19 protein-coding genes are annotated in these 25039 nt (G+C 58.8%); 9 read left to right on the top strand and 10 right to left on the bottom strand.

Annotation, left to right across the window (positions count from 1 at the left end; genetic code table 11):
• Positions 1-209 precede the first annotated feature (209 nt).
• Positions 210-419, top strand: coding sequence for a ribosome modulation factor (rmf, locus tag QC816_RS02870; protein WP_066317995.1), 210 nt, complete (start codon positions 210-212; stop codon positions 417-419).
• A gap of 59 nt (positions 420-478) precedes the next feature.
• On the opposite strand, the gene QC816_RS02865 is transcribed toward rmf, so the two are convergent.
• The 5 genes from QC816_RS02865 to QC816_RS02845 all read right to left on the bottom strand — a co-directional run bounded on the left by QC816_RS02865 (position 479) and on the right by QC816_RS02845 (position 9262).
• Positions 479-1504: a quinone-dependent dihydroorotate dehydrogenase gene (locus QC816_RS02865; RefSeq protein WP_309780893.1), complete on the bottom strand. Its 1026-nt coding sequence runs from the start codon at positions 1502-1504 to the stop codon at positions 479-481.
• A gap of 102 nt (positions 1505-1606) precedes the next feature.
• Complete coding sequence (locus QC816_RS02860; protein WP_309780892.1) at positions 1607-6430, bottom strand: NAD-glutamate dehydrogenase; 4824 nt, start codon at positions 6428-6430, stop codon at positions 1607-1609.
• 164 nt (positions 6431-6594) lie between these two features.
• The gene (gene trmA, locus QC816_RS02855) at positions 6595-7707 is read right to left on the bottom strand and encodes a tRNA (uridine(54)-C5)-methyltransferase TrmA (RefSeq protein WP_309780891.1); all 1113 of its coding nucleotides are present in this window, start codon (positions 7705-7707) and stop codon (positions 6595-6597) included.
• A gap of 40 nt (positions 7708-7747) precedes the next feature.
• The gene (locus tag QC816_RS02850) at positions 7748-8581 is read right to left on the bottom strand and encodes a glutamate racemase (RefSeq protein WP_309780890.1); all 834 of its coding nucleotides are present in this window, start codon (positions 8579-8581) and stop codon (positions 7748-7750) included.
• 135 nt (positions 8582-8716) lie between these two features.
• Positions 8717-9262, bottom strand: a complete 546-nt coding sequence (locus QC816_RS02845) for a hemerythrin domain-containing protein (protein WP_066318002.1) — start codon at positions 9260-9262, stop codon at positions 8717-8719.
• A gap of 111 nt (positions 9263-9373) precedes the next feature.
• Here QC816_RS02845 and QC816_RS02840 point away from each other — a divergent pair, with 111 nt between their 5' ends.
• Complete coding sequence (locus tag QC816_RS02840; protein ID WP_085917767.1) at positions 9374-10708, top strand: replication-associated recombination protein A; 1335 nt, start codon at positions 9374-9376, stop codon at positions 10706-10708.
• 28 nt (positions 10709-10736) lie between these two features.
• Here QC816_RS02840 and lolA read toward each other — a convergent pair whose 3' ends face one another.
• Positions 10737-11393, bottom strand: a complete 657-nt coding sequence (lolA, locus tag QC816_RS02835) for an outer membrane lipoprotein periplasmic chaperone LolA (protein ID WP_199283671.1) — start codon at positions 11391-11393, stop codon at positions 10737-10739.
• A gap of 141 nt (positions 11394-11534) precedes the next feature.
• Positions 11535-14537, bottom strand: a complete 3003-nt coding sequence (locus QC816_RS02830; protein ID WP_309780889.1) for a DNA translocase FtsK — start codon at positions 14535-14537, stop codon at positions 11535-11537.
• A gap of 130 nt (positions 14538-14667) precedes the next feature.
• Between QC816_RS02830 and aat the strand changes: the two genes are divergently transcribed.
• From aat to infA, 3 genes are all read left to right on the top strand, one after another.
• On the top strand, positions 14668-15402 hold the full coding sequence (gene aat / locus QC816_RS02825) for a leucyl/phenylalanyl-tRNA--protein transferase (RefSeq protein WP_199283673.1): 735 nt from the start codon (positions 14668-14670) through the stop codon (positions 15400-15402).
• A 59-nt stretch (positions 15403-15461) separates the two neighbouring features.
• The gene (locus QC816_RS02820; protein WP_199283674.1) at positions 15462-16196 is read left to right on the top strand and encodes an arginyltransferase; all 735 of its coding nucleotides are present in this window, start codon (positions 15462-15464) and stop codon (positions 16194-16196) included.
• 137 nt (positions 16197-16333) lie between these two features.
• Positions 16334-16552 carry a translation initiation factor IF-1 gene (gene infA, locus QC816_RS02815; RefSeq protein ID WP_066318014.1) on the top strand — a complete coding sequence of 73 codons (219 nt, stop codon included), beginning with the start codon at positions 16334-16336 and terminating at the stop codon, positions 16550-16552.
• A gap of 120 nt (positions 16553-16672) precedes the next feature.
• On the opposite strand, the gene clpA is transcribed toward infA, so the two are convergent.
• From clpA to QC816_RS02800, 3 genes are all read right to left on the bottom strand, one after another.
• The gene (gene clpA / locus QC816_RS02810) at positions 16673-18949 is read right to left on the bottom strand and encodes an ATP-dependent Clp protease ATP-binding subunit ClpA (protein WP_085917762.1); all 2277 of its coding nucleotides are present in this window, start codon (positions 18947-18949) and stop codon (positions 16673-16675) included.
• Between the two features lie 137 nt (positions 18950-19086).
• Positions 19087-19395: an ATP-dependent Clp protease adapter ClpS gene (gene clpS, locus QC816_RS02805; RefSeq protein ID WP_085917897.1), complete on the bottom strand. Its 309-nt coding sequence runs from the start codon at positions 19393-19395 to the stop codon at positions 19087-19089.
• Between the two features lie 247 nt (positions 19396-19642).
• On the bottom strand, positions 19643-21877 hold the full coding sequence (locus QC816_RS02800) for an NADP-dependent isocitrate dehydrogenase (protein ID WP_309780887.1): 2235 nt from the start codon (positions 21875-21877) through the stop codon (positions 19643-19645).
• Between the two features lie 233 nt (positions 21878-22110).
• On the opposite strand from QC816_RS02800, the gene QC816_RS02795 reads away from it, so the two are divergent.
• The 4 genes from QC816_RS02795 (at position 22111) to hflD (ending at position 25024) form a co-directional block, all read left to right on the top strand.
• A complete protein-coding gene (locus QC816_RS02795) occupies positions 22111-22725 on the top strand; it encodes a pseudouridine synthase (RefSeq protein ID WP_199283676.1) in 615 nt (204 codons plus the stop codon).
• On the top strand, positions 22722-23165 hold the full coding sequence (locus QC816_RS02790) for an NUDIX domain-containing protein (RefSeq protein WP_085917760.1): 444 nt from the start codon (positions 22722-22724) through the stop codon (positions 23163-23165). Before QC816_RS02795 ends, QC816_RS02790 begins: the two co-directional genes overlap by 4 nt.
• 69 nt (positions 23166-23234) lie before the next feature.
• Positions 23235-24389: a tRNA 2-thiouridine(34) synthase MnmA gene (mnmA, locus tag QC816_RS02785; RefSeq protein WP_199283677.1), complete on the top strand. Its 1155-nt coding sequence runs from the start codon at positions 23235-23237 to the stop codon at positions 24387-24389.
• The gene (gene hflD, locus QC816_RS02780; protein WP_199283678.1) at positions 24386-25024 is read left to right on the top strand and encodes a high frequency lysogenization protein HflD; all 639 of its coding nucleotides are present in this window, start codon (positions 24386-24388) and stop codon (positions 25022-25024) included. The genes mnmA and hflD overlap by 4 nt, the downstream gene beginning before the upstream one ends.
• The last annotated feature ends 15 nt before the right edge of the window (positions 25025-25039 follow it).

Below are 25039 nucleotides of genomic sequence, written 5' to 3'. Positions count from 1 at the left end.
GTCTCAAGGAGTCGTCTCAAGGACCTATGGCGTTGACGAGCGAGCCGCCCGGTGGGTTCAGCACGTGAGTGCTAGACCACTTCGCCCAAACGGCAGTTCACTCTTGAAGTTAGCTCTCGAAATGATGGGGCGCGACATAGAGTTGGGTTTTCTATCTCGTCATTCCCCGTTATTTCATCTCAAAGGCTTTCATACAAAGAGGTTAGCCAATGAAACGACAAAAACGTGATCGCTTCCAGCGGGCTTATGTACACGGCTACAAAGCGGGCGTTACGGGTCGCTCCCGTGATGATTGCCCCAGTCAAGAGGTAAATTTACGCGAATACTGGATGAGCGGTTGGCGTGAAGGTCGCGGCGACCAGTGGGATGGCATGACCGGCGTTTCCGGTATCCATAAAAACCCCACTGTTATGACCTAACCCTTAACAACCCTAATCTCTATACATCGTTTTACTGAATACCCCTCAAGCCCGCTCCATCAAGCGGGCTTTTTATCGTTTTGTAGTGCTTCGGCACACTCGCTGACAAGCCTGGGGCCACGATAAATCAGTCCGGAATACAGCTGCACCAAGTCCGCGCCGGCGTCACGCTTGGTTCTGGCGGCCTCGCCGCTGTCGATACCGCCGACGCCGATAATCGGCATATCCGGCAAGTGGGCGCGCAGCAAACGGATGATACGGTTCGAGGCTTCAAACACCGGCTTGCCCGAAAGTCCACCTGCTTCGTCAGCCTGGGGGTCACCCGCCACCATTTCCCGCGAGATGGTGGTATTGGTGGCAATCACCCCGTCAAAGGCGTTGCGCTCGATACTAGCCGCCACCAATGCCACTTCTTCGTCAGTCATGTCCGGGGCAATTTTTACCAGCAATGGCACCTGTCGACCTTCCTGCTCGTCCAGAGCCTGACTGCGCGCCCGGATGGGGCCCAAAAGCGCATCCAACTGAGCGCCAAACTGCAGCGTACGCAGTCCTGGTGTGTTGGGTGAAGAAATATTCACGGTCACATAATCCGCCACCCCATGAACCGCTTCCAGGCAGGTCAGGTAGTCACCCAACGCATCGTCAACCGACGTGGTCAGGTTTTTGCCGATATTAATGCCCACGATACCGCCATAGTGACGCTGCTTTACTTGCGCGACCAGATGCGCAACGCCCCGGTTGTTAAACCCGAATCGGTTGATGATGGCTTCGTGCCCGGCAAGACGAAACAGGCGGGGCTTAGGGTTACCCGGCTGGGCCTGCGGGGTGACGGTGCCGACTTCTATAAACCCGAAGCCAATCTCTCCCAGGGCATCGAGGTGATCGGCGTTCTTGTCCAACCCCGCTGCCAGTCCCACCCGGTTGGCAAAACGCAGCCCCATCAACTCGACAGGGTCATCAACGGGCGGGCCCATCAACCGTTTAACGCCGCCTACGCGGTGCAGGGCATCCAGAGCGCCCAGCGCCATACCGTGGGAGGTCTCGGGGTCGATGCGGAAGAACAGCGAACGGGCAAGGGCGTACATGGAAAGTCTCTTGAAACGAGGAAGGCTTTAAAACGGGCGTCATTATAACCTAAAAAAGCGCGCCCGAGTGGGCGCGCTTGATACATCGGTGAAAGCGTCGAACTAGCTTTCGCTATCGCTTTCAGCGAGATCGACCAGTTCACGAATAGCCACCGCGAACAGCGCAAAACCGCCTTCGCTACCGCTACGCACCTCGTCGATCAAGCGACACCAGCGGTTGTGCAGACCCGCGTGCTGTTCCAGCCACTGGGCAACTCGCTCCTGGGTCTCGCGACTGCCCGCTTCCAGCTTGAGCACACTGGTGGTCAGCGCCAACTGCTGGCGGTCAATATCATCACGGAAGGTTTCCCGCGCCTGGGCCTGCCAGGCATCACGCACATCAAGCTGGGTAACCTGCTGAATCATCCAGGGAAGCTCCAGACGGCTACCAATCTCGTAGTACACCTCGGCGACCCGTTGAGGTTTCTCATTAGTGGCCCGGGCCGCCTGGATAATACCCAGCCCCGCATACAGGCTGGGGGCCGCTGCTACGGTTGAGGCTAACGCATCCGGCACGCCCGCTGACTGCAACTCTGCATAGCGTTGCTGCCATGCCGCCTGCTCTTCACCGCTTAACAGCTCACCAATCCCTTCCTGGAGTTGCGTCAGCCGCGGCCGGAAGTACTCGATGGTGTCCTGGGTCGAGAGCCCCATATGCTGGCGCAGGAACCAGCGCGTAGCGCGGCGGATCATGCGCATCACATCCAGCATCATCGCGTACTGAACGCGATTGGGTACCTGATTATCCAGCGCTTCCAACTGGGCCCACAGGGAAGGCAGATTAAAGCTGTCCCGGGCAACCACATAAGCCCGCGCGATGTCCGCTCGGCCAGCGCCCGTTGAATCCATCAGCCGGCGTACGAACACAACCCCCATGTGATCGACAAGATCGTTGGCCACCTGGGTGGCGACGATTTCACGCTTCAGACGGTGGTCATACATTTCCGACCGATAGCGTTCGGTCAGCACCGCCGGGAACAGGCGCTCGAGGTGATGGTGAATATACGGGTCATCGGGCACCTCTGAGGCGATCAGGTCGCCTTTCAGCGTGCTCTTGGCGTAAGAGATCAACACCGAGAGTTCCGGCAGGCGCATCCCCTGCTGCTGGCTTGAACGTTCTTTCAAGACGTCGTCGGTGGGCAGGAATTCAAGTTCCCGATCAATCTGCCCCGCCGACTCAAGTTCGCTGATAAAGCGCCGGTAAGGACCCATGCCCTGTTGGGAAAGAATCGCCGAAAGATCCAGCGCCTGGGTCTGACGGTAGTTATCCAGAATGACCAGATCGGACACCTCATCGGTCATCTCGGCCAGCAACTGATTGCGCTGCTTGTCGGTCATGTCACCGCGTTTGACCACTTCATCAATCAGTATCTTGATATTCACTTCGTGGTCGGAGCAGTTAACGCCCCCGGCGTTATCGATAAAGTCGGTATAAACCCGCACCCCTTTGGCAGCCGCTTCCATGCGGCCCAGTTGCGTCAGGCCAAGGTTACCGCCTTCGCCGACCACACGACAGTTAAGGTCGTTGCCGTTGATGCGCAGCGAATCGTTGGCTTTATCACCCACCTCTGCGTCGGTTTCTTCGGAGCCTTTCACGTAGGTACCGATGCCGCCGTTCCAGATCAAGTCGACCTTGGCGACCAGCATGACGCGGATCAACTCGTTGGGTGACAGCCGCGTCTCTTCAATGCCAAACACCGCCTGCATTTCAGGGGTAATGACGATCGATTTCGCGCTACGGCTGAAAATGCCGCCACCCTGGGAGATCAACGTCTGATCGTAATCTTCCCAACTGGAACGTGGCAGTTTGAACAAGCGCTGGCGTTCGGCAAAGGTAGCGGCCGGGTCCGGTGTGGGATCGACAAAAATGTGCAGATGGTTGAAAGCCCCCACCAGCTGGATCGTCTCGGACAACAGCATACCGTTGCCAAACACATCGCCTGCCATGTCACCGATGCCGATCACACTGAACTCATCACGCTGGGTGTCGATATCCAGGTTCTTAAAGTGACGCTTGACCGATTCCCAGGCCCCGCGTGCAGTGATCCCCATTTTCTTGTGATCATAGCCGTTGGCACCGCCAGACGCGAAGGCATCTCCCAGCCAGTGGCCGTATTCAAGCGAGATTTCGTTGGCAATATCCGAAAAGGTTGCCGTGCCCTTATCCGCGGCAACCACCAGGTAAGCGTCATCTTCATCGTGGCGAACCACGTGTTGTGGCGGCACGACATCGCCCATCACAAGATTATCGGTGACATCCAGCAACGCACGGATAAACAGCTGATAGCAGGCAATGCCTTCTTTTTGCTGGGTCTCGCGGTCGGCATTCTCCGGCATCCGCTTGCAGACGAAGCCGCCTTTCGCGCCGACAGGCACGATCACGGCGTTTTTGACCTGCTGTGCTTTCACAAGCCCGAGCACTTCAGTGCGGAAATCTTCGTGACGGTCGGACCAACGCAGCCCGCCCCGGGCTACCTTGCCGCCGCGCAGGTGCACCCCCTCGACCCGTGGCGAGCAAACAAAGATCTCAAACATCGGGCGCGGCTTGGGCATCCCGGTGACCTTGGAAGGCTCAAGCTTGTAGGCAATGTAGTCCTTGGCTCGGCCATTCTCGGTTTGCTGGTAGTAGTTGGTGCGCAACGTCGCCTGGATAAGCTCCATGAAGCGGCGCAGCAGTTGATCGTCATTAAGACTGGCAACCGCCTCAAGGTGCTCATTGATACGCGCTATGCAGTCGCTGGTGTCGTGCTCATCCAGACCTGGGTCGAAGCGCTGCTGGAAAAGCTCGACCAGCGTCTGGGTAATCACGGGATAGTTTGCCAGCGTGGTGGCGATATAATCCTGGGACATGCCAAAGCGAATCTGCTTCAGATAACGGGCATAGCCCCGGAGCATGGCCACTTCCCGCCAGTCCAGGCCTGCACCGATGATCAAGCGGTTGAATGCGTCGTTATCGGCTTCGCCCACCCAAATGCGCTTGAACGCTTCGCTGAACGTTTCGCGCATTTCCGACAGGCTCATTTCGGCGCCGCTGTGCTCCAGCTCAAAATCGTGGATCCAGTAGCGCTGCTGAGGGCTGTTGATATCATAGGGACGTTCACCAATGACCCGCAGGCCAAGGTTTTCCATCATCGGCAGCACATCCGACAGCGGAATCTGCGACGCCCGATGGAACAGCTTCAAATTCACGCCACCGCTCTGCTCTTCCAACGGCCGGTAGAGAGAAAGCGCCAGGTCGTTTTCGCTATCCAGCGTCAGCAGATGCTGGACGTCGAAGACCGCCGTACGCGCGGTAAAGTCTTCGCGATAGCTGGCAGAAAACGCCTCTTGGAATTGTTCCATGAGGTTATTGGCTTGCTCTTCGCCGAACCCCTCGATCATCGCCGCCTGCAAATCATCGCGCCAGCTGCGTGCCAGGCGCGCAACTTTATTTTCCAGGCGTTTCAGGTCGTATTGGCTGGGTGCATCACCATTGAAGCGCAAAATCAGTTGGATACGCGCGAGTACCGACTCCGACAGGTACGTGTTGAAGTCGCCGAAGCGGGCGTCCAACTCGTCGCAGAGCAGGTGTTGAATGCGTTGACGCAAATCAGTGGAAAACACGTCCCGCGGCACGAAGACCAGGCACGAATAGAACTTGCCGCTGACATCGGCGCGTATGAACAGCCGCACCTGACGGCGTTCGCGAATATCCAGAATGCCCAACGCCGTACTGGCCAGCGCCTCGGTGCTCATCTGGAACAGGTCATCGCGGGGATAAACTTCCAGCACCTGAAGCAACTGCTTGCCGTTATGCCCCTGCGGGTTGAACCCGGCGATATCCATGACGGCCTTGAGCTTGCGGCGCAGCAAGGGAATATTGCGCGGCGACTCGTTATACACCGTGGCAGTGAACAGGCCGAAGAAACGCCGCTCGCCAATGACATTGCCGTCGTCGTCGTAACGGTCGACAGTGATGTAATCGGGATAGGTGGGGCGATGAACCCGCGAGTGATGAGCGCTCTTGGCAAACGACAGCAACTGCGGCACCAACACGTAGTTATCGTCGTCGCCGATACCTTCTTCGGTACGGATCCGCTCGCAATAGCGGGGTTGATCCAGACGGAAAACCCCCAGCACGCTGTCAGGATCCCGGGTCAGCTCACCATCTTCGAGCAGGTACTCATCGTAGCCGAGAAAGGTAAAGTTATCCTTGAGCAGCCATTCCAGAAAGGCAATCGCCTCTTCATGGTCGTCAGGGTCGATTTGCGGCGGGCAGTTTTTCTCGATCTCCTGAATCGAACTGCGAATTTGCTCGCACATGGCATCAAAATCACCCACGGCGGTACGCACATCGCGCAGCACCTCGTGAAGATTGTGCTCGATTGTGCCCAACAGTTCCGGGTCGGTGTGGCGATCAACTTCGATCACCACCAGCGATTCGCGCGCCTCGGGTGCCTGGGCATCGCGGGGTGAACCAAGCGCTTGCAACTGATGCTGGGCATCACGGCTCACCGCTAACACCGCATTTTGAATGGCATGCACCGTTAAACCGCGACGATTGAGCTCGATCCGCACCGAGTCGACCAGGAACGGCATATCCTCGTGAAGCACCGCCACAAAGGTATGGGTCGACTGCCAGCCGTGCTCTTCGAAATCGGGGTTGAACACACGCACTTTGGGGCTTTGAGGATCGTGGTGCTGAAGGAATTGCCAAATCGACAGTGTCGCCCCGTAAAGGTCATCCAGGCGACGGTCAATCAGGTCTTCAACGGGCACCGTCGCGTAGAAGTGACGCGCGAAGGCATCAATGGCCTCGGCGCGGGTCGGCTCCAAGCGATCGTGCAGACGTTCCTGTAGCTGCTTCAACAAATCTTGCCGACTTTCTTCAATCGCAACGTAATGCATCCATCACCTCTACTGCCGGGGCCATCACCTGGCCAAAAAAACGAAGGACAATAGGCCTTTAGGCCATCATTCCAGTTAGCTTACGCTACCCGCAGGCATCGCCCTAGTCACCTACACGGTTGCTCATAGCGCATACCACTTACGCATCACCAGCATGGGTATCATCATGGTGATGAGCGCCGCGTAAGCCATACCCCACATTCACAATGGTCGGTAAACGGAAACTGGTCAAACAACGCAAAGCGTTCAATCTTGTGGGTTTGCATAAGCTGAGCCAGGTTGTCAGCAAGTGTTACCGGGTTGCATGAAATATAGACGATTTGGGCGTATTCGCTGATCTGCTGGCAACTTTGCTCATCAAGCCCGGCCCGTGGCGGGTCCACCAACACCGTCGAGAAGTCATATGTGTCTAGCGCCATTTCCGCTACACGTCGGCCGCTTTTGTCACCTTTCAGTGCCAGGGCGAAATCTTCAGCCGACATCCGCGTCACCTGAGCATTGGTCACGCCATTGGCAGCCAGATTGACGTTGGCACTGGCCACCGAGGTGCGCGAGATTTCGGTGGCCAGCACGCGGCGGAAGTTCTTTGCCAGGGCAATGGTAAAGTTACCGTTACCGCAGTATAGCTCGACTAAATCCTCTTGCTCGCGCCCCGCTGTCACGTCGCAGGCCCATCCCAGCATCGCCTGGCAGATATGCGCATTGGGTTGGGTAAAGCTGTTCTCGACCTGCTGGTAATGCAGCGTGCGGCCCTTCACTTCCAGGCGCTCCCAGACGTGATCCTGGGTAAGCACAAGGCGTTGCTTGCGCGAACGACCAATGATCATGATGCCCAGTTCTGCCTCTAACGCGCGTGCCTCGGCTTCCCAGTCATCGCCCAGCGGACGGTGATAGATCAGCGTCACCAGCGCCTCGCCGGAGAGTGTGGTTAAAAACTCGACCTGGAACAGTCGACGGCGCAGCTCATCGCTTGCCAGAAAGGCGTCGCGTAACCGCGGCATCAACCGGTTGATCGCCTCGCTGGCCACCGGGAACTGATCGAGCCGGATAACGCGCTTGCTCTTGGGATTCCCCGGGGTGACTTCGAACATGGCGTAGAAAAGATCATCGCCCTCATGCCAGATACGAAACTCACAGCGCTGGCGATAGTGGCTGGGCGGCGAGGCAAACACCTCCAGGGTCGGCGGCTCGAAGGACGCAAAAAGGCGTTCGACATAGGCCTGCTTGTCGGCGAGTTGCTCGGCATAGCGTTCGGGGTCAACGTCGGGAATAGCCAAAGCGGCTCCTTTTTATATTCGTAAACAATATTTGTGAACATCAAGGCGCAAGGGTTAAGGGCTGCGCGGGGTGAAAACCATAGCGTGACAGACCATCCGTTAAATGCGGGGCCGGAGCCGTGGTAAAGCAACGTCCGTCCGCCGCACTCGTTAACAGCGTCCCCGCCACCTGGCCGACGCGCCGGGCGATGGCATCGCCGGAATCGACCCAGTTGAGCGGCACAGGGGCAAGCTCGACCAACCAGGGTTTCAAGAGAGGGAAATGCGTGCAGCCCAGCACAATCGTATCCAACGCGGGGGCATGCGGCCCAGACGTAGGCGGGACGGGCGCGGTGAAATCTGGCTGAGCGGCCTGCCAGAGCGGCGCCATCGCTGCTTGGAGGCGCGCTTCATCGGGGGGATGACCTGCCAGCCAAGCTTCGGCTTCGCTCACCAGAGCATCTGCTGCGACCCTGGTCACCACGCAGTCGCTGGCAAAGCGGTCGATCAATGCCTGGGTGTAGGGACGACCGACGGTGGCCCTGGTGGCCAGCAGCGCGATATGGCGGGTCTGGCTGAGCGCCGCCGCCGGCTTGATCGCCGGTACCGTACCCACTACGGGAATCGTCAAATGCCAGCGCAGCCTTTCAAGGGCCAGGGTGCTGGCGGTATTGCAGGCGACGACCAGTACGCTGGGCTGGCAGGCCGCCACGGCCGCCAGGCAAACGGCCACAATGCGGTCGGCAAGCGTGGCGTCGTCACGCAGGCCATAAGGCAGCCATGCGTTGTCGCAGGCATAACAAAAACCGGCGTGGGGGTAGTGCTGTCGTAGCGCTGCCGCTACCGAAAGCCCGCCCACGCCGGAATCAAATATAAGAACAGGCCCCTGGCTCATCCTTTCACGCTACAGCCGATGCTTATGCCCACTATCGCCCCTGCCTATTGACCCAGTCTGCGTTTCATCAAGGCGCCTAGTTTAACACGCACGCGGTAGCTGATAAGCCATCGTCAGCCCGGTCAATAGACAAACTTACACGTTGGGCACATCGGCGCCGCGCAGCTCGGCATAAAGTTCCGGGTACGCCAGCTGCAGACGCTCAAGCGATTGTTGAGCCTCAGCCGGCAACGACTGGCGCAACGCTTCCATGTCATCTTCGCTGAAGTGCTTGTCGATTAACGGAAACAGCTCCTCACGCTCGTGACGCAAGTAGGCCCGATGGGCGTCCAGGTAGGCTTTCAAATCGTCGGCAAACCTATCCATCGGCAGCACGTTATCCATCAGAATCATATCGATATCATTGGATAGCTGCTGCAGACGAGGCGTCAGTTGCCGATAATCCTCGGCCATTTTCTCGGTGAGGGACGAGTATTCGGGCGCCACCTTACCCAGGCGTTCGACGCAGATCCGCTCCAACGGCACGGCAAAGCCGTCCATATAGGACAAGATGTAATCCACCACCTCGCGCATGAGTTGAAAGTTGGGACGTTCGCCCTGAGCCAGCGTCTTTTGCTTGAGCTGCAGGACGTGCAGCATCCTTGCCATGTTGGCATGATCCGAACGCAGTTGGTTTAACATTGGGCCGTCTCCTTTATCGTCTTACGCCAAAGGTAGTCTGAGCAGACATGCTTTACCATACACCTTAAGATAACAAACCCAACAGATGGGTCAGCGATAAACGGAGCTTCCATGGATCTTTTCAGCCGCGAAACCCCAGCCGACGATGCCCCATTAGCCTACCGGATGCGGCCGCGCCTGCTTAAAGACTTTATCGGCCAGCAAGCCCTCGTCGGCCCGGATAAACCGCTTCGACGCATGGCAGAGTCGGGGGTTGTCCGCTCGATGATTCTTTGGGGACCGCCGGGGGTCGGAAAAACCACGCTGGCGGAACTGCTCGCGCATGCGTCAAATGCCCATCTTGAGCAGCTCAGCGCTGTCATGGCAGGTGTGAAGGATATTCGTCTGGTTGTCGATCGCGCCCAACAGATCAACTCACCGACGATTTTATTTTTAGATGAAATTCACCGATTGAACAAGAGTCAGCAGGATGCCCTGCTTCCCCACGTGGAGTCCGGGCTTTTGACCCTGATTGGTGCAACGACCGAAAACCCGTCCTTTGAAGTCAACTCGGCACTGCTCTCCCGGGCACGGGTTTACGTCTTGAAATCGCTTACCCAAGACGAGTTGATCAGCGTGATGCGCCAGGCGCTGGAGGACCCCGAGCGCGGGTTGGGTAAGCGCGCCATCGAGGTGGAACCTTCAGTCTTGACCGCCCTGGCCCACGCCAGCGCCGGGGATGCCCGCCGCGCATTAGGCCTACTGGAAACCGCCTGCGACTTCACCCTGCACGAGGCAGGCCGCGAAAGGCTTCCCGAGAGTGTACTCAATGATGTGATTGGCCATCAGGCCAGCGCCTTCGACAAGCAGGGCGACGCCTATTATGACCTGCTCTCGGCGATCCACAAATCGGTGCGCTCATCGCGGCCCGATGCTGCTCTGCTGTATATGGCGCGCTTCATTCAGGGCGGCGGCGATCCACTTGATGTGGTGAGAAGGCTCAGCGCCATTGCCTCTGAGGACGTGGGCAACGCCGACCCTCGCGCGCTGCCACTGGTTATCGCCGCCTGGGATGCTTATCTACGCCTGGGCGACTACGAAGGCCAGCGGGCGATCGCCCACGCGGCCATACACCTCGCGGTGGCACCCAAAAGCAATCGCATTGACCAGGCCTGGAACAAAGCCCAGCAGTTCGTCCGCCAACAGCCCCAAGTTGAGGTGCCGACCTACCTGCGAAACGCGCCCACCAAGCTGATGGAGCAGCTCGGCCATGGCAAAGGCTACCGTTACGCTCACAATGAAAAAGACGGCTACCCGGCCGGCAGTGCTCACGACTGCTGGCCGGACGAGCTACCCAGACAGACGTTTTACCAACCCAGCGGATTCGGCCAGGAAAAGCGCTTTGCCGAGATCATGGCCTGGCGCGACGCACAAGACAAAGAGGCCGATCAGGCACCGGATGCCTGATCGGCCTCTATTCAGAAGTCAATGGAGGCTAGCGCTGGTCTTCGCGGATCACATCAATGCCGTCAGGGATGTCGAATTCGAAACGCTCGTCATCGATATAGCCATTGCGCTCGGCGTTGCTGAAGGTAATCGACGTGCGCTGGCCGGTGCTGTCGGTCATCCACAGCTCGGTGAGCATATCACCGTCAAAGACCATCTGTAGCTGCTCGAACAAGGTGTCTACCGAGGTAGGCACCAGGGTAAAGACGTCATCGCCGCTGTCTTGTTCATATTCGACATCGTAGCTTTCCGTCAGCTCACTGACCTGGCCTGAAAGCAACAGCGCGGGTGTGTGGGTAACGCGCTCATCCAGTGCCTGAACGGTCACTTGTTCAAGGTCAGGGTCGTAGAGATAGACATCGTCACCGTCGGATACCACGGTTTGCGTATAAGGGGCTTCGACTTCCCAGCGCAACAGGCCGGGGCGGGACAACCACATTTCGCCCCGCGCGTCCTGTAACCGCTCGCCGCTGCCATCAAGAATCCGTTGCTCGAACGAAGCCTGATAGCTTTGCAGCGGGTCGAGGCGTTCAGTCAATCGCTCTGCCGCCTCATTGGCCAAGGCCAACGGCGCTGTAAGTGTTAACCCCAGCGCGCTGGCAGCCAGTGCTAACGATGAAGGACGTCGAGTTTGCGTATCGCGCATGCGATCTCCCTAGGCAACCTTGCCAGATAAACATAACAGTGGATCAGCCGAACCACTCGATTAGCCATTAAGACGCTCGTCCGGCGCCCAAGTTTCACCGCTCGCCGGACTTTCACGCTTATTGCACGTTTGACGTGCGGGCTACTGGCCCACCGGTGGCGGCGCCAGGACTTCGCGGGCACCGTTGGTACCCATCGACGACACCACGCCCGCGCCCTCCATGGCTTCCACCAGGCGGGCCGCACGGTTATAGCCAATTTTAAAGCGCCGCTGCACGGCAGAAATCGACGCTTTGCGCGTTTGCGTCACGAACTGCACGGCTTCATCGTACAGCGCATCCTGCTCGGCATCGTCGCTGTCGCCACCCTCGGCTTCCAGGCCGGTCAATGCATCCGCTGATACGCCGCCCGACAGGATCTCCTCGATATACTCAGGCTCACCGCGGCGTTTCAAATCCTCGACGACGCGATGAACTTCATCGTCGTCGACAAAGGCCCCGTGGATGCGATTGGGCGGGCCTGACCCGGCAGGCAGGTAGAGCATGTCGCCATGCCCCAGCAGGCTCTCCGCGCCGCCCTGGTCCAGGATGGTGCGTGAATCGATCCGCGACGAGACCTGGAAGGCCATCCGCGAGGGGATATTGGCCTTGATCAGACCTGTGACCACGTCCACTGACGGGCGCTGGGTGGCGAGTATCAGATGGATGCCCGCCGCGCGGGCTTTCTGCGCCAGACGGGCGATGAGCTCTTCGACTTTTTTGCCCACAATCATGAACATGTCAGCAAATTCGTCGATCACCACCACGATGTAGGGCAGCTTCTCAAGTATCGGCGGCGTCTGGTGCATTTCCCAGGGTTGCGGCTCCCAAAGCGGATCCGCCACCTGGGCACCAGCGCGCTCGGCTTCGTCCAGACGGGCGTTGAAGCCCGCGATATTACGCACCCCCATGGCCGCCATCAGCTTATAGCGGCGCTCCATTTCGGCTACGCACCAGCGCAGGCTATTGGCCGCTTCTTTCATGTCGGTGACCACCGGCGCCAGCAAGTGAGGAATACCATCGTAGACCGATAGCTCCAGCATCTTGGGGTCGACCATGATCAGTTTCAGCTCATCCGGCGTGGCCTTGAGCAGCATCGAAATCAGCATCGCGTTGACGCCCACCGATTTGCCCGACCCGGTCGTACCGGCCACCAGCAAATGTGGCATTTTGCCAAGGTTGGCCACGACAGGGCCACCGCCGATATCCTGCCCCAAGGCCATGGTCAGCGGTGATTTTTCCTGTTGATAACGGTCGGAATCGATCACCTCGCGGAGCCGGATCATTGCCCGGTGAGGGTTGGGAATCTCGATACCCACCGTCGGGCGCCCGGGAATCACCTCGACCACGCGAACGCTCTTGACCATCAACGAACGCGCCAAATCCTTGGCCAGATTGCTGATCTTGGAAACTTTCACACCGGCAGCCGGCTTGATTTCAAAGCGCGTAATCACCGGCCCCGGCCAAGTATCGACCACCTCGGCCTTCACACCATACTCGCGCAGCCGCACTTCCAGAAGCTCGGCCATATCGGCGAGCTGCTGGTCGGTGTAGTTGGGCTGGTGAGGCTCCGCCGGCGTCAGCAGGCGCAAGCTCGGCACATCACCTTCAGGGTCAGGGATATGATCGAAGCTGGGACGCTGGTTCTGCAGATGCTCAACGGTCCACAGCGTCGGCCCATTATCGGATTCCTCTGCCTCGGCGGCGTCGTCCGGGCTGAAGGTCGGCTCACTACGCGCAGGGGCTGGTGTCGATACCGTTGGTTGTGACGCGAGCTCTTCATCATCATCGTCCCAAACCGGCTCGGGCACGACTTCAGGCACGCGCTCTTTGGTCCGTTCGGCTGTCAGCGGCCGAGGCTGTTCGGATGCCGGGGCGCCCGCCAATGGTGGCGACGCGGGTTCGTCATCGGCGGCTGACAGCGGCGAGTTAGATGACGGTTCAGCCTCAGCATCGCGGCGCGAGGCGTGCAACGGAAACGACTCGCTGGCCTCGTCCTCACTGGAGGACGGCGTCAATGGTTCGTCCAGGTGGCTCCCCTGGCGATCAGCCGAAGACTCAACGGTCGGCGTCTCACTCAGCGAGGGTGCCGTCGCAGCGGTTTCAGGCTTCATGGGCGTCTGTGTAGCGCTATCAGTTGAGCTCTCTTCAGTCGCTGACCGTGGTTGGGGTTCCGCCTTGAAAGCCGTGGCAGACGGCGTTCGCGCAGCGGCGGTCCAGGGAATCGACGTATCCGTCACGTTATCACGTTCCGTTGAGTCGTCTTCCGCCGAAGGCGCGGATACGGCGGGCTCACGGCGTTTCTTACCGACGCTGCTCTCAGTATCCTGCTCTGCCAATGGCGAGCGCTGCGCGGGCTCCGCCGCGGGCCGCGCTGCTGCGCGCTGCTTGGCGCGGGCACGCCGGGCCTCTCGACGCGCCTGACGGCGTGCTGACCACCAGCCCCCCAGGCGGCAGAGACGCCGGCCCACTTCGTCGGCAACCTGTAGCCACGACATCCCACTGAAGAGCGGAAAACCACTCAAGATAAGCGCGGCGGCAATCAGCCCCACGCCGCCACTGCTAACCAGCGGGCGTAATGCGCCGACCAGGCCTTCACCAAGAATTCCCCCCGAGGCATAAGGCAGCGGGCTTTCAGGGTTATAAAAATGCAGAGCACCAAGCATGGTGGTGCCGAACATCAACAGCATCAGGCCACCGGCGCGCACCGCCACGGCAACCGGGTCCAGCTCGAAGCGCACCTGTCGGGAACGCACCAGCCACCAGGCCAGATAGCCCACCATGCCAGGCCACCAAAGGGCGCTGGCACCCAGCAGCGAATAGAGCACATCGGCAAGCCATGCGCCTACCGGGCCCATCCAGTTGCTGACGGCGGTTTCCGGACCCTCGGACAACCAGCCAGGATCCGATGACGAATAGCTAAACAGTGCCAGTAATAAAAACGTACATACCGCCAACAACGCCACGACCACGCCATCCCGCGCAGCCCCTTGCAGGCGTAACCCAAACCGACGCGCTTTGTCCTTGGCGGCATTAACCCGCGCAGAAGACCCACTTTGGCGCGTGTTACGCTGTGTTCGCTTGTCGACCGCTTTATTCACTTTCAAGCGACTCTCCCTTTTGCACCCATTGGCGCCGTTAATCCACTTGCGAGTTTGTATCATACCGAGCATCCTGCTGCCGTCACAGGGCCTCTCGATGCGGACTTGTTACTGTCGTTACCGACCGGAGCACTCAATGTTACCTTGGCTATCTTCGCCAATGCCTCACTTCCCTGCCGTCACCTCGGCGTTGGACTCGCCTAACGGCCTGCTCGCGGCAGGCGGCGAATTAACCCCCGGCTGGCTGGTGGAGGCCTATCGGCGCGGCATCTTCCCCTGGTTCAGCGACAACGACCCCATCCTGTGGTGGAGCCCCGATCCCCGCATGATACTCCTACCGGAACACTTTAAGCAGCGCCGCAGCTTAACAAAAAAGCTGCGTAATGCGGGCTTTGAGATTACCGTCGATCAACATTTCGAGCAGGTGATCGACGCCTGTGCCGCCCCCAGGGGCGACGAACCGGGCACCTGGATCACCGATGACATGGTTCATGCCTACTGTCAGCTTCAGGCCAATGGCATCGCCCACAGCATTGAAGTGCACCAGCATCAACGCCTGGTAGGTGGTCTTTACGGTATTGCCATGGGCCCGATGTTTTTCGGCGAGTCCATGTTTTCCCAGGTTCCGGATGCCTCCAAGGTGGCCCTGGCTCATCTCGCCAGTGCCATGCGCGAACGCGGCGGCAAGCTCATCGACTGTCAGATGCATACGCCCCACCTGGCAAGCCTGGGCGCAACAACAGTCGCCCGGGCGACATTCATCAGCTATCTTGAGAAGTGGTTGCCAGAGACTGATTTTAGTTTCTCAGCCTCACCGGAGAGTGTGCCCGTCGTACCGCCCTCTCCGTGGTTGGCCGCCATTGGACGCTAGTTTTCCAGCCATGTTGACAGGCTAGCGGCGACAACGTTAACCCCATCAGGAGGCAAATTGTGAGCAGCAACGCTCCCCGTCGGCTCGTTCGCGACCTGCGCTTCTTTTTGACAGTGCCGCATGCCTGTAGCTACCTGCCCGACCAGGAAGCCACCACGCTGTTTCTGGACCCTCAGGAATCGCCCATGCCTGGCGTTTACGACTCGCTTTCATTGCTCGGGTTTCGGCGCAGCGGTCGCCATTTATACCGTCCGCACTGCGAAGGCTGTAACGCCTGCCGCTCCGTGCGCGTGCCTGTGGCGCATTTTGCACCGAATCGTACCCAGCGGCGAATCAGCCGGCGCAATGAGGACATCACCACGCACATTACCCCGGCGTACTTTGATACACGCCACTACGCGCTCTACGCCGACTATATCAATCATCGCCACGCCGATGGCGATATGTACCCTCCCAGCCGCGAACAGTACCGGACGTTTTTGACCCTGGACGAGCCCTATGCGCAATTGATGGAGCTTTACCTGGGGGACAGGCTGATTGGCGTGGCCGCCTTCGATGAGCTTGAACACGGCCTCTCGGCCATCTATACCTTCTTTAGCGTCGATGAAAGCCTCGACAAGCGCTCGCTGGGCACCCTGGCCATTTTACGGCTTATCGAATTGACCCATGACAAGGGGCTACCCCACCTGTACCTCGGTTACTGGATAGAAGCGTGCCGAAAAATGCGTTACAAGCAGAATTTTACGCCGCTTGAGGTACTTGATGGTCGCCAATGGCGAGAATTAATTCGGTAATTAGCCACGCTTTTTTGCCTTGACGGCAGCCTTGCGGCACAATATAGCGCTATCCGAGGTGGTGGCTAAAAACACTGCCCAATGCCCAGTCGTTTTGAGCATACCCATTACGTTAAATTAAGTGAGGAATTGCCTATATGGCACGCGAAGATCATATTGAAATGGATGGCGTTATTGTCGATACCCTACCCAACACCATGTTCCGTGTTGAGCTGGAAAACGGTCACGTCGTCACAGCGCATATCTCCGGAAAAATGCGTAAAAACTACATCCGCATCCTGACCGGCGATAAAGTCAAGGTTGAGCTGACGCCTTACGATCTGTCCAAAGGCCGTATCGTCTACCGTTCGCGCTAAGGCGCCCAGCAGGTGTCACAGCACCCTGCCCGTCACCCAGCTTTGATGCCCGCTCGACCCAAACAACAACGCCCCGTCAATGACAGGGCGCTGCGTTGTTTGTCTCAACCTGCGCGCCCGCTAGGGCGCATCGGCCATTTCCGACTCGGTGGATAAGCGCAGCTCGCCTTCTTCCAGGCTGACGTGCACGATACCCCCCTGATCGGCAAGCTCGCCAAACAGGATCATCTCTGCCAGCGGCTTTTTGAGTTTCTCCTGAATCAGCCGTGCCATCGGGCGCGCGCCCATGTCCGGGTCGTACCCCAGTTCCGCCAGCCAATCGCGGGCCATATCGTCGACTTCCAGTTGAACACGCTTCTCATCCAGCTGCGCTTGCAGCTCGATCAGGAACTTGTCGACCACGTTGCGCACAACTGACGTTGGCAGCGAATGGAACTGAATGATGCCGTCCAGACGGTTGCGGAACTCTGGCGAGAAGGTGCGACGAATGACTTCCATTGCATCGGTCGAGTGATCCTGGCTTTGGAACCCGATCGAGCGCCGTGCCGCCTGCTCTGCCCCGGCGTTGGAGGTCATGATCAGGATGACGTGGCGGAAGTCGGCTTCGCGGCCGTTGTTATCGGTCAGGCGACCGTGGTCCATCACCTGCAGCAGCAGGTTGAAGACTTCCGGGTGCGCTTTCTCGATTTCATCCAGCAGCAGTACGCAGTGGGGCTGTTTAGTCACCGCCTCGGTCAACAGGCCACCCTGGTCGTAGCCCACATACCCCGGGGGTGCCCCGATCAGCCGGGACACGGTGTGCCGTTCCATGTACTCCGACATATCAAAGCGCACAAGCTCGATCCCCATGATATGCGAGAGCTGCTTGGCCACCTCGGTTTTACCCACCCCGGTCGGACCGGCGAACAGGAAGCTGCCTACCGGCTTGTCAGGCGACTTCAGTCCGGCGCGAGACAGCTTGATGGCGGCGGACAGGGTATCGATGGCCTCATCCTGTCCAAACACCAGCATTTTCAGGTCGCGGTCAAGCTTTTCAAGCAGCTTGCGATCCGAACTGGACACGCTCTTCGGCGGAATCCGGGCAATCGACGCAACCACTGCCTCAACCTGTTCCACATCAATGGTATCGACACGCACCTCTTCCGGCAGTAGGCGCTGGTGCGCCCCGGCTTCATCAATCACGTCGATGGCCTTGTCCGGAAGGTAGCGATCATTGATGTAACGGTCTGCCAGGCGGGCCGCGCTTTCAAGCGCCCCATCGGTGTACTTGAGAGCATGGTGCTCCTCGAACCGTGACCGCAGCCCCTGCAGAATCTTGATGGTGTCTTCCACCGACGGTGCCATGACGTCGACTTTCTGGAAGCGGCGCGCCAAGGCACGATCTTTCTCGAAGATACCGCGGTATTCCTGGAAAGTGGTCGAACCAATGCAGCGCAACTCGCCCGAGGAAAGCAACGGCTTGAGCAGATTGGATGCATCCATCACACCGCCCGACGCAGCCCCTGCGCCGATCACGGTGTGGATCTCGTCGATGAACAGAACGGCATTGGGCTGTTTGCGTAACTCAGCCAGCAGGCTCTTCAGCCGCTTCTCGAAGTCGCCGCGGTATTTGGTACCTGCCAGCAACGCGCCCATATCCAGCGAGTACACCACGGCATCAGCAATCACTTCCGGGACATCTTCTTCGACGATACGCTTGGCCAGGCCTTCGGCAACCGCCGTTTTACCCACGCCGGCTTCGCCTACCAGTAGCGGGTTATTCTTACGGCGCCGTGCCAGAATCTGCACCACGCGTTCGAGTTCGTGGTCGCGGCCGATCAGGGGATCGATCTTGCCCAGACGCGCTTGCTCGTTGAGGTTGGTGGCGTAGCCAGTAAGCGGATGAGCAGCCCCTTCGGTGCTGCCTTCCTCGGCCTCTTCACCTTCCTGCTGGGAAGGCGATGGCGAGGGGCCGTGACCCGACACTTTCGAAATGCCATGCGCGATGTAATTGACTGCATCCACCCGAGCCACATTCTGCTGCTTGAGGAAGTAGACGGCCTGACTTTCCTGCTCGGAAAAGATTGCCACCAGCACATTGGCACCGGTCACTTCACTTTTCCCGGAGGACTGCACGTGGAACACGGCCCGCTGCAGTACTCGCTGAAAGCCTAAGGTGGGCTGGGTTTCGCGGTCGCCCTGGCCTTCAGGAATCAGCGGCGTGGTCGAATTGATGAAGTCCTGCAAATCGGACCGCAGCTTGTCGAGGTTTGCCCCACAGGCCTTCAACACATCCATCGCCGAGGCGTTGTCCAACAGCGCCAGCAGTAGATGCTCGACGGTCATGAACTCGTGGCGCTTGGAGCGTGCCACGGTAAAGGCCGTGTTCAGGGTCAGTTCAAGTTCTTTGCTCAGCATGGCAGTCCCCTTTTCGCTACATCCTAGGGCATAGTGCCAACTAGGCTTGCGTCGGATCAGTTTAATCGACCGGCACCTTCAACATCGGGTACAAATCGTACAGTTGCAAGCCCACCTACCGATTTTTTTCAACGTTCTCAATCGGCGGCTTCAATATCGCTCATTAAAGGATGCTCGCACTCCTGGGCGTATTCGTTCACTTGGTAACTTTTGGTTTCAGCAATGTCTCGGGTGAACACCCCGCAGGTCGCCTTGCCCTGGGTGTGCACCGCCAACATCACCTGAACGGCTTTTTCACTATCCATGTTAAAGAAGCCTTGCAGCACTTCGATAACAAACTCCATCGGCGTGAAGTCGTCGTTATGTAGCACCACCTTGAAAAGTGGCGGCTGAGCCAACTCAGGCTCGGCAGACTGCACCGTCAGGTCGTCGTCATAATCAGGCATATCGGGGCGTGTCATGCCCGCTTCAAGCGAAGTCGCGCCCGGGTATGAACTGTTAGTGTGGGACATAAGCAGCAAGGTTTTTCATCTCTCGGCTGACGGGCAACATCGTAAATACATGGTGTGCTATGTATAAGACGTGCGCAATCAGCAAGGGTTCATGGAAATATCAAAATTATCACACTAGGCCGGACAAAAAACCCCCGCCCGACGAGCGGGCGAGGGCTTTACGCAACGGCGGCCTGATGCGTCAGTCGGCTGCGACCATCGACAGGGCGTTGTTCAGCGTCTCGCTGGGACGCATGGCCTGACTTGCCAGCTCACCGCTGGGGCGGAAGTAGCCGTCAATATCCACTGGCTGGCCCTGAACGCTATTGAGCTCGTCGACGATAGTCGCCTCATTGGCTTTCAGCGTTTCCGCCAGACGCGCAAACAGCGTTTTCATCTCGGCATCATCATCCTGAGCGGCCAGTGCCTCTGCCCAGTATAGCGCCAGGTAGAAGTGGCTGCCGCGGTTATCCAGCTCGCCCACCTTACGCGACGGTGACTTGTTGCTGTCCAGGAACTTGCCATTGGCCTCGTCCAGGGCATTGGCCAGCAGCGTGGCACGGGCATTGCTGAAGGTGCTGCCCAGGTGCTCAAGCGACGCCGCCAGGGCCAGGAACTCGCCCAGCGAATCCCAGCGCAAGTGGTTCTCTTCAAGGAACTGCTGAACGTGCTTGGGTGCCGAGCCGCCCGCACCGGTTTCGAACAGTCCACCACCATTCATCAGCGGTACGATGGACAGCATCTTGGCGCTGGTACCCAGCTCCATGATCGGGAACAGGTCGGTCAGATAGTCACGCAGCACGTTACCAGTGACCGAGATCGTGTCCTCGCCTTTACGGATACGCTCAAGGGATACTTTCATCGCCTCGACCGGTGGCAGAATGCGAATATCCAGGCCACTGGTGTCATGGTCCTTGAGGTAGGTTTCGACTTTCTCGATCAGTTGAGCATCGTGGGCACGGTTGCCGTCGAGCCAGAAAATCGCCGGCGCACCGCTCTCCCGGGCACGGGTGACCGCCAGCTTGACCCAATCCTGGATCGGCGCGTCCTTGGTCTGACACATACGCCAGATATCACCCGCCTCGACCTCGTGGCGGAACAGCGTGTGACCGTTTTCGTCAGCGACCACCACGGTGCCATCAGCAGGGATCTGGAAGGTCTTGTCGTGAGAGCCGTACTCTTCAGCTTTCTGGGCCATCAGGCCAACATTAGGCACGCTGCCCATGGTAGTCGGATCGAAAGCGCCATTTTTCTTGCAATCCTCGATGACTGCCTGATAGATGGTCGCGTAGCAACGGTCCGGGATCACTGCCTTGGCATCCTGAAGCTCGTCATTGGCGTTCCACATCTTGCCCGAATCACGGATCATGGCAGGCATCGAAGCATCGATGATCACGTCGCTGGGCACGTGAAGGTTCGTAATGCCCTTGTGCGAGTTGACCATCGCCATGGGCGGACGCTCTTTATAAAGCGCCTCGATATCGGCCTTGATGGCCTCCTGCTGTTCGCCGGGCAGCTTTTCGATTGAACTATAAAGATCACCAATACCGCTGTTGGGGTTGAAGCCCGCAAGCGTCAGGCCCTCGGCGTGCTTTTCAAGGACATCTTTATAGAACTCTTCTACCACCATACCGAACATGATCGGGTCAGAGACCTTCATCATGGTCGCTTTTAAATGCAGCGAGAACAGCACGTCGTTTTTCTTGGCGTCCTTGATCTGGCTGTCGATAAAGTTGCGCAGACGGCGGCTGCTCATGCAGGCCGCGTCGATGACCTCGCCTTCCTGCACGGCCAGGCCTTCTTTCAATACGGTGTGGGTGCCGTCTTTCTGAGCCAGGTCAATCTTGAGCTTGGTGGCGTGCTTGATCACCGTGGACTGCTCGCTTTCGTAGAAGTCGCCCTCGCTCATATGGGCCACATGGGATTTGGAGTCGGCGCTCCACTCCCCCATGCGATGCGGATACTTGCGTGCATAGCTCTTGACCGACTTGGGCGCGCGGCGGTCAGAGTTACCCTCACGCAGAACCGGGTTGACCGCACTGCCCTTGGCCTTGTCGTAACGCGCCTTGATGGAAGCTTCCTCATCGCTTTTCGGCTCGTCGGGATAATTCGGTAGCGGATACCCCTGGCCTTGAAGCTCTTTGATGGTGGCTTTCAACTGCGGGCCTGAGGCGCTGATATTGGGCAGCTTGATGATATTGGCTTCAGGTGTGGTCGCCAGCTGTCCAAGCTCGGCCAGGTCGTCGCTGACGCGTTGCTCTTCGCTCAACAGGTCAGGAAACTGGGACAGTATGCGCGCGGCAAGCGAGATATCGCGCGTCTCAACGATAATGCCCGCCGAGTCGGTAAAGGCATCAATAATCGGTAACAACGAATAGGTCGCGAGCGCAGGCGCCTCGTCGGTGAGCGTATAAATGATCTTCGGCGTATCGGACATTTTTGCGTTAACCTCTTTTTTCTGTCGCTGTGATTATTAATTCGTAAGCTAAGCGGTTCATTAAGCAAGCAACCCTACCGCGAAGCGTGCGGAGCCTTTTAGGTGGCTCCTTTTTTTCACAAGGTGATTGATCGGTGGTGGTGACGACCCCAGCGGCCACGCAGGAGTATACCAGCGCTGAACGTTAACCGCATGAGCGATTGTCGACAAATCAAGGCCGGGCCCAAACCACGATGAGCAACCTCTACCTATTGCATAAACCTTACCGCATGCTCTCCCAGTTCACCGACCCTCAGGGCCGTGCCACTCTTGCGGATATCATCGAAGTCCCCGGCGTTTACGCGGCCGGGCGGCTCGACTACGACTCCGAGGGCCTGCTGCTGCTCAGCGATGACGGCAACCTTATCCATCGCATTGCCCACCCGCGTCACAAACAACCCAAAACCTATTGGGTCCAGGTCGAAGGTCGCATGGACGATGCCGCGCTAGCGGCCCTGAAAAACGGCGTGACATTAAAAGATGGACCCACGCTGCCCGCCAAGGTTCGTCGCATGGAAACGCCCAACATCGCGCCGCGCGAGCCAGCCATAGATCCCAAACGTCACCCATCCACCAGCTGGCTGGAGCTGACCATCAGCGAAGGCCGCAATCGTCAGGTAAGACGCATGACCGCCCATGTCGGCTTCCCCACGCTGCGCCTCATTCGCGCCGCTATTGGCGCCTGGCAGCTTGGCGAACTGGCGCCCGGCGAGTGGCGCCGGGAAACCCTTCATGCGCCTCGAAGCACATCCCGGCCCAAGCCGTCCAGCCAGCGCAAACGGCCCACTTCAGGACGCAGGCGGTCATGACGAACACACTTCACAGTACCTGCGCCTGCGTCATCCAGCGGGGCGCACGTTTCCTGATGGTCGAGGAAGCCCGCGGCGGCACGGCCACGGTATTCAACCAACCAGCCGGACACATTGAGCCGGGCGAAGGCCCCATGGCCGCTATTTTACGCGAGGTCGCCGAAGAAACCGCCTGGCAGGTCACGCTGACCGGCTATCTGGGGCTCTATATTTTCCATACCCCCCAGGGGAAAACCTTTCACAGTCATGGGTTCATCGCCACGCCCACGACGTTCCTCGCCACACCGCTGGACATCGATATCACCGCGACCCACTGGCTGACGCTTGCCGAAATTCAGGCGCTCAATAGCGCGGGTCGACTGCGTAGCCCGCTGGTGATCACCCGCATCGAAGACGCCATGCAAGGTAACGGCTACCCCTTGAACGTTATCCGCGAGTGAACCACTCGAAGCGCCATGGCTCCATCGTGTATAATCACCGCCTGATTGCACACTCAACCGAGGATGGCGATGACATCCATCACTGGCACCACGATGCCTAAAAGCACGCCCGATACACCTCCCACCGGCAAGGTGATTGTCGGCATGTCCGGCGGCGTTGACTCCTCCGTCTCAGCCTTGCTGCTGTTGCAACAAGGCTACGAGGTCGAAGGCCTGTTCATGAAGAATTGGGACGAAGACGACGGCACGGAGTACTGCACGGCGAAGGAAGACCTCGCTGACGCCGAGGCGGTGTGCGAGAAGCTGGGCATCAAGCTGCACACGGCCAACTTTGCCGCCGAATACTGGGATAACGTTTTCGAGCACTTTCTGGCCGAGTACAAAGCGGGCCGCACGCCCAATCCGGACATCCTTTGCAACCGGGAAATCAAGTTCAAGGTCTTTCTCGAATACGCAGAGATGCTTGGCGCGGACAAAATCGCCACCGGTCATTACGTTCGTCAAGGGGTACGAGAAGGTCGCCCGCGCCTGCTGAAAGGCCTGGACGCCAACAAGGACCAGAGCTACTTCCTGCACGCCGTGCCTGAAGCCGCCATCGCCCGCACGCTGTTTCCGGTAGGTGAGCTCGAGAAGCCCGCCGTTCGCGCGCTGGCCGAGCAGCACGACCTGGTGACTGCCAAGAAGAAAGACTCCACAGGCATCTGCTTTATCGGCGAACGGCGCTTCAGTGATTTCCTGAAGCAGTACCTGCCTGCCCAGCCCGGCACCATCGAAACCCCCGACGGCGACGTGATTGGCGAGCACATGGGGTTGATGTACTACACCCTGGGCCAACGTCAGGGGCTGGGTATCGGCGGCCTGGCCAACTACTCTGAAGACCCGTGGTATGTCGCTGAAAAAGACCTGGATCGCAACGTGCTGGTGGCCGTGCAAGGCAAGCACCACTCGCTGCTCTACAGCGATGCCCTGGTCACCGAGGCGATGGACTGGGTCGCCGGTGAGCCACCGGTGACCCAGGGACGTTTCAAGGCCAAAACCCGCTACCGCCAGAGCGACCGCGGCTGCGATATCATCACCAGGCCCGATGGCAGTGTCGAGGTGCATTTCGATGAGCCTCAACGCGCCGTTACCCCAGGCCAGTCGCTGGTTCTTTACGACGGCGATATCTGCCTGGGCGGCGGCGTGATTCACTCCACATGGAAGGCAACCGAGGCAGCCGCATGAACCCAACGCCGATACACCGCGCGCCGGAAAACCCGACCGCGCGCCAAGCCCTTGCGCTAGCGGGGGTCTTTCAGGCCGCCAGTCTGGTGGACGAACTGGCCCGCACCGGCCAGGTTGAAACGCGCGCCTGGGAAACGCTGATCGAAGCCACCAGCAACCCCAACCCGGAAAGCTTTGAGGCGATCTACGGCGGCCACCCCAACAACCTGCGCCAGGGGCTCGACACCCTCGAGATGCTGGTCGGCCGGGAACAGGCCAACCCGGTGGTACTGCGCTATGGCTTCTCACTGCTATTGCTCATGAACAAGCTGCGCACCAACCGCAAGATGATGGATACCCTGGGGCAAAAAATGAACCATATTCAGGACCAGGCGGAACACTTCGGCGCCACCCATGAAAACGTGGTCGCCAGCCTGGGCGAAGCCTATCAGGAAACCATCTCGACATTTAAAACCCGCATTGTCGTTCAGGGCGACCCGTCGCTGCTGCAGACCCGTATGATGCCCGAGCGCGTACGTGCCTGCTTGATGGCCGGTATTCGCTTCGCGCTGCTGTGGCACCAGCAAGGCGGTCGCCGCTGGAAACTGATGTTCCAGCGCAAGGCCCTGCGTCGCGCGCTGGATGACTTGAAATAACGCCTTTTACGCTTA

Source organism: Vreelandella janggokensis, assembly GCF_031451615.1.
GTDB classification, from domain to species: domain Bacteria; phylum Pseudomonadota; class Gammaproteobacteria; order Pseudomonadales; family Halomonadaceae; genus Vreelandella; species Vreelandella janggokensis.
Note: the sequence above shows the minus strand (reverse complement) of the source record. Positions and strands in the feature narration are given on the sequence as shown.

What these genes read in the sequence shown, in the direction of transcription:
- rmf (WP_066317995.1), top strand. Translation starts at nt 210, where the DNA reads ATGAAACGACAAAAACGTGATCGCTTCCAGCGGGCTTATGTACACGGC.
- QC816_RS02865 (WP_309780893.1), bottom strand. Translation starts at nt 1,504, where the DNA reads ATGTACGCCCTTGCCCGTTCGCTGTTCTTCCGCATCGACCCCGAGACC.
- QC816_RS02860 (WP_309780892.1), bottom strand. Translation starts at nt 6,430, where the DNA reads ATGCATTACGTTGCGATTGAAGAAAGTCGGCAAGATTTGTTGAAGCAG.
- QC816_RS02850 (WP_309780890.1), bottom strand. Translation starts at nt 8,581, where the DNA reads ATGAGCCAGGGGCCTGTTCTTATATTTGATTCCGGCGTGGGCGGGCTT.
- QC816_RS02845 (WP_066318002.1), bottom strand. Translation starts at nt 9,262, where the DNA reads ATGTTAAACCAACTGCGTTCGGATCATGCCAACATGGCAAGGATGCTG.
- QC816_RS02840 (WP_085917767.1), top strand. Translation starts at nt 9,374, where the DNA reads ATGGATCTTTTCAGCCGCGAAACCCCAGCCGACGATGCCCCATTAGCC.
- lolA (WP_199283671.1), bottom strand. Translation starts at nt 11,393, where the DNA reads ATGCGCGATACGCAAACTCGACGTCCTTCATCGTTAGCACTGGCTGCC.
- aat (WP_199283673.1), top strand. Translation starts at nt 14,668, where the DNA reads ATGTTACCTTGGCTATCTTCGCCAATGCCTCACTTCCCTGCCGTCACC.
- infA (WP_066318014.1), top strand. Translation starts at nt 16,334, where the DNA reads ATGGCACGCGAAGATCATATTGAAATGGATGGCGTTATTGTCGATACC.
- clpA (WP_085917762.1), bottom strand. Translation starts at nt 18,949, where the DNA reads ATGCTGAGCAAAGAACTTGAACTGACCCTGAACACGGCCTTTACCGTG.
- clpS (WP_085917897.1), bottom strand. Translation starts at nt 19,395, where the DNA reads ATGCCTGATTATGACGACGACCTGACGGTGCAGTCTGCCGAGCCTGAG.
- QC816_RS02800 (WP_309780887.1), bottom strand. Translation starts at nt 21,877, where the DNA reads ATGTCCGATACGCCGAAGATCATTTATACGCTCACCGACGAGGCGCCT.
- QC816_RS02795 (WP_199283676.1), top strand. Translation starts at nt 22,111, where the DNA reads ATGAGCAACCTCTACCTATTGCATAAACCTTACCGCATGCTCTCCCAG.
- QC816_RS02790 (WP_085917760.1), top strand. Translation starts at nt 22,722, where the DNA reads ATGACGAACACACTTCACAGTACCTGCGCCTGCGTCATCCAGCGGGGC.
- mnmA (WP_199283677.1), top strand. Translation starts at nt 23,235, where the DNA reads ATGACATCCATCACTGGCACCACGATGCCTAAAAGCACGCCCGATACA.
- hflD (WP_199283678.1), top strand. Translation starts at nt 24,386, where the DNA reads ATGAACCCAACGCCGATACACCGCGCGCCGGAAAACCCGACCGCGCGC.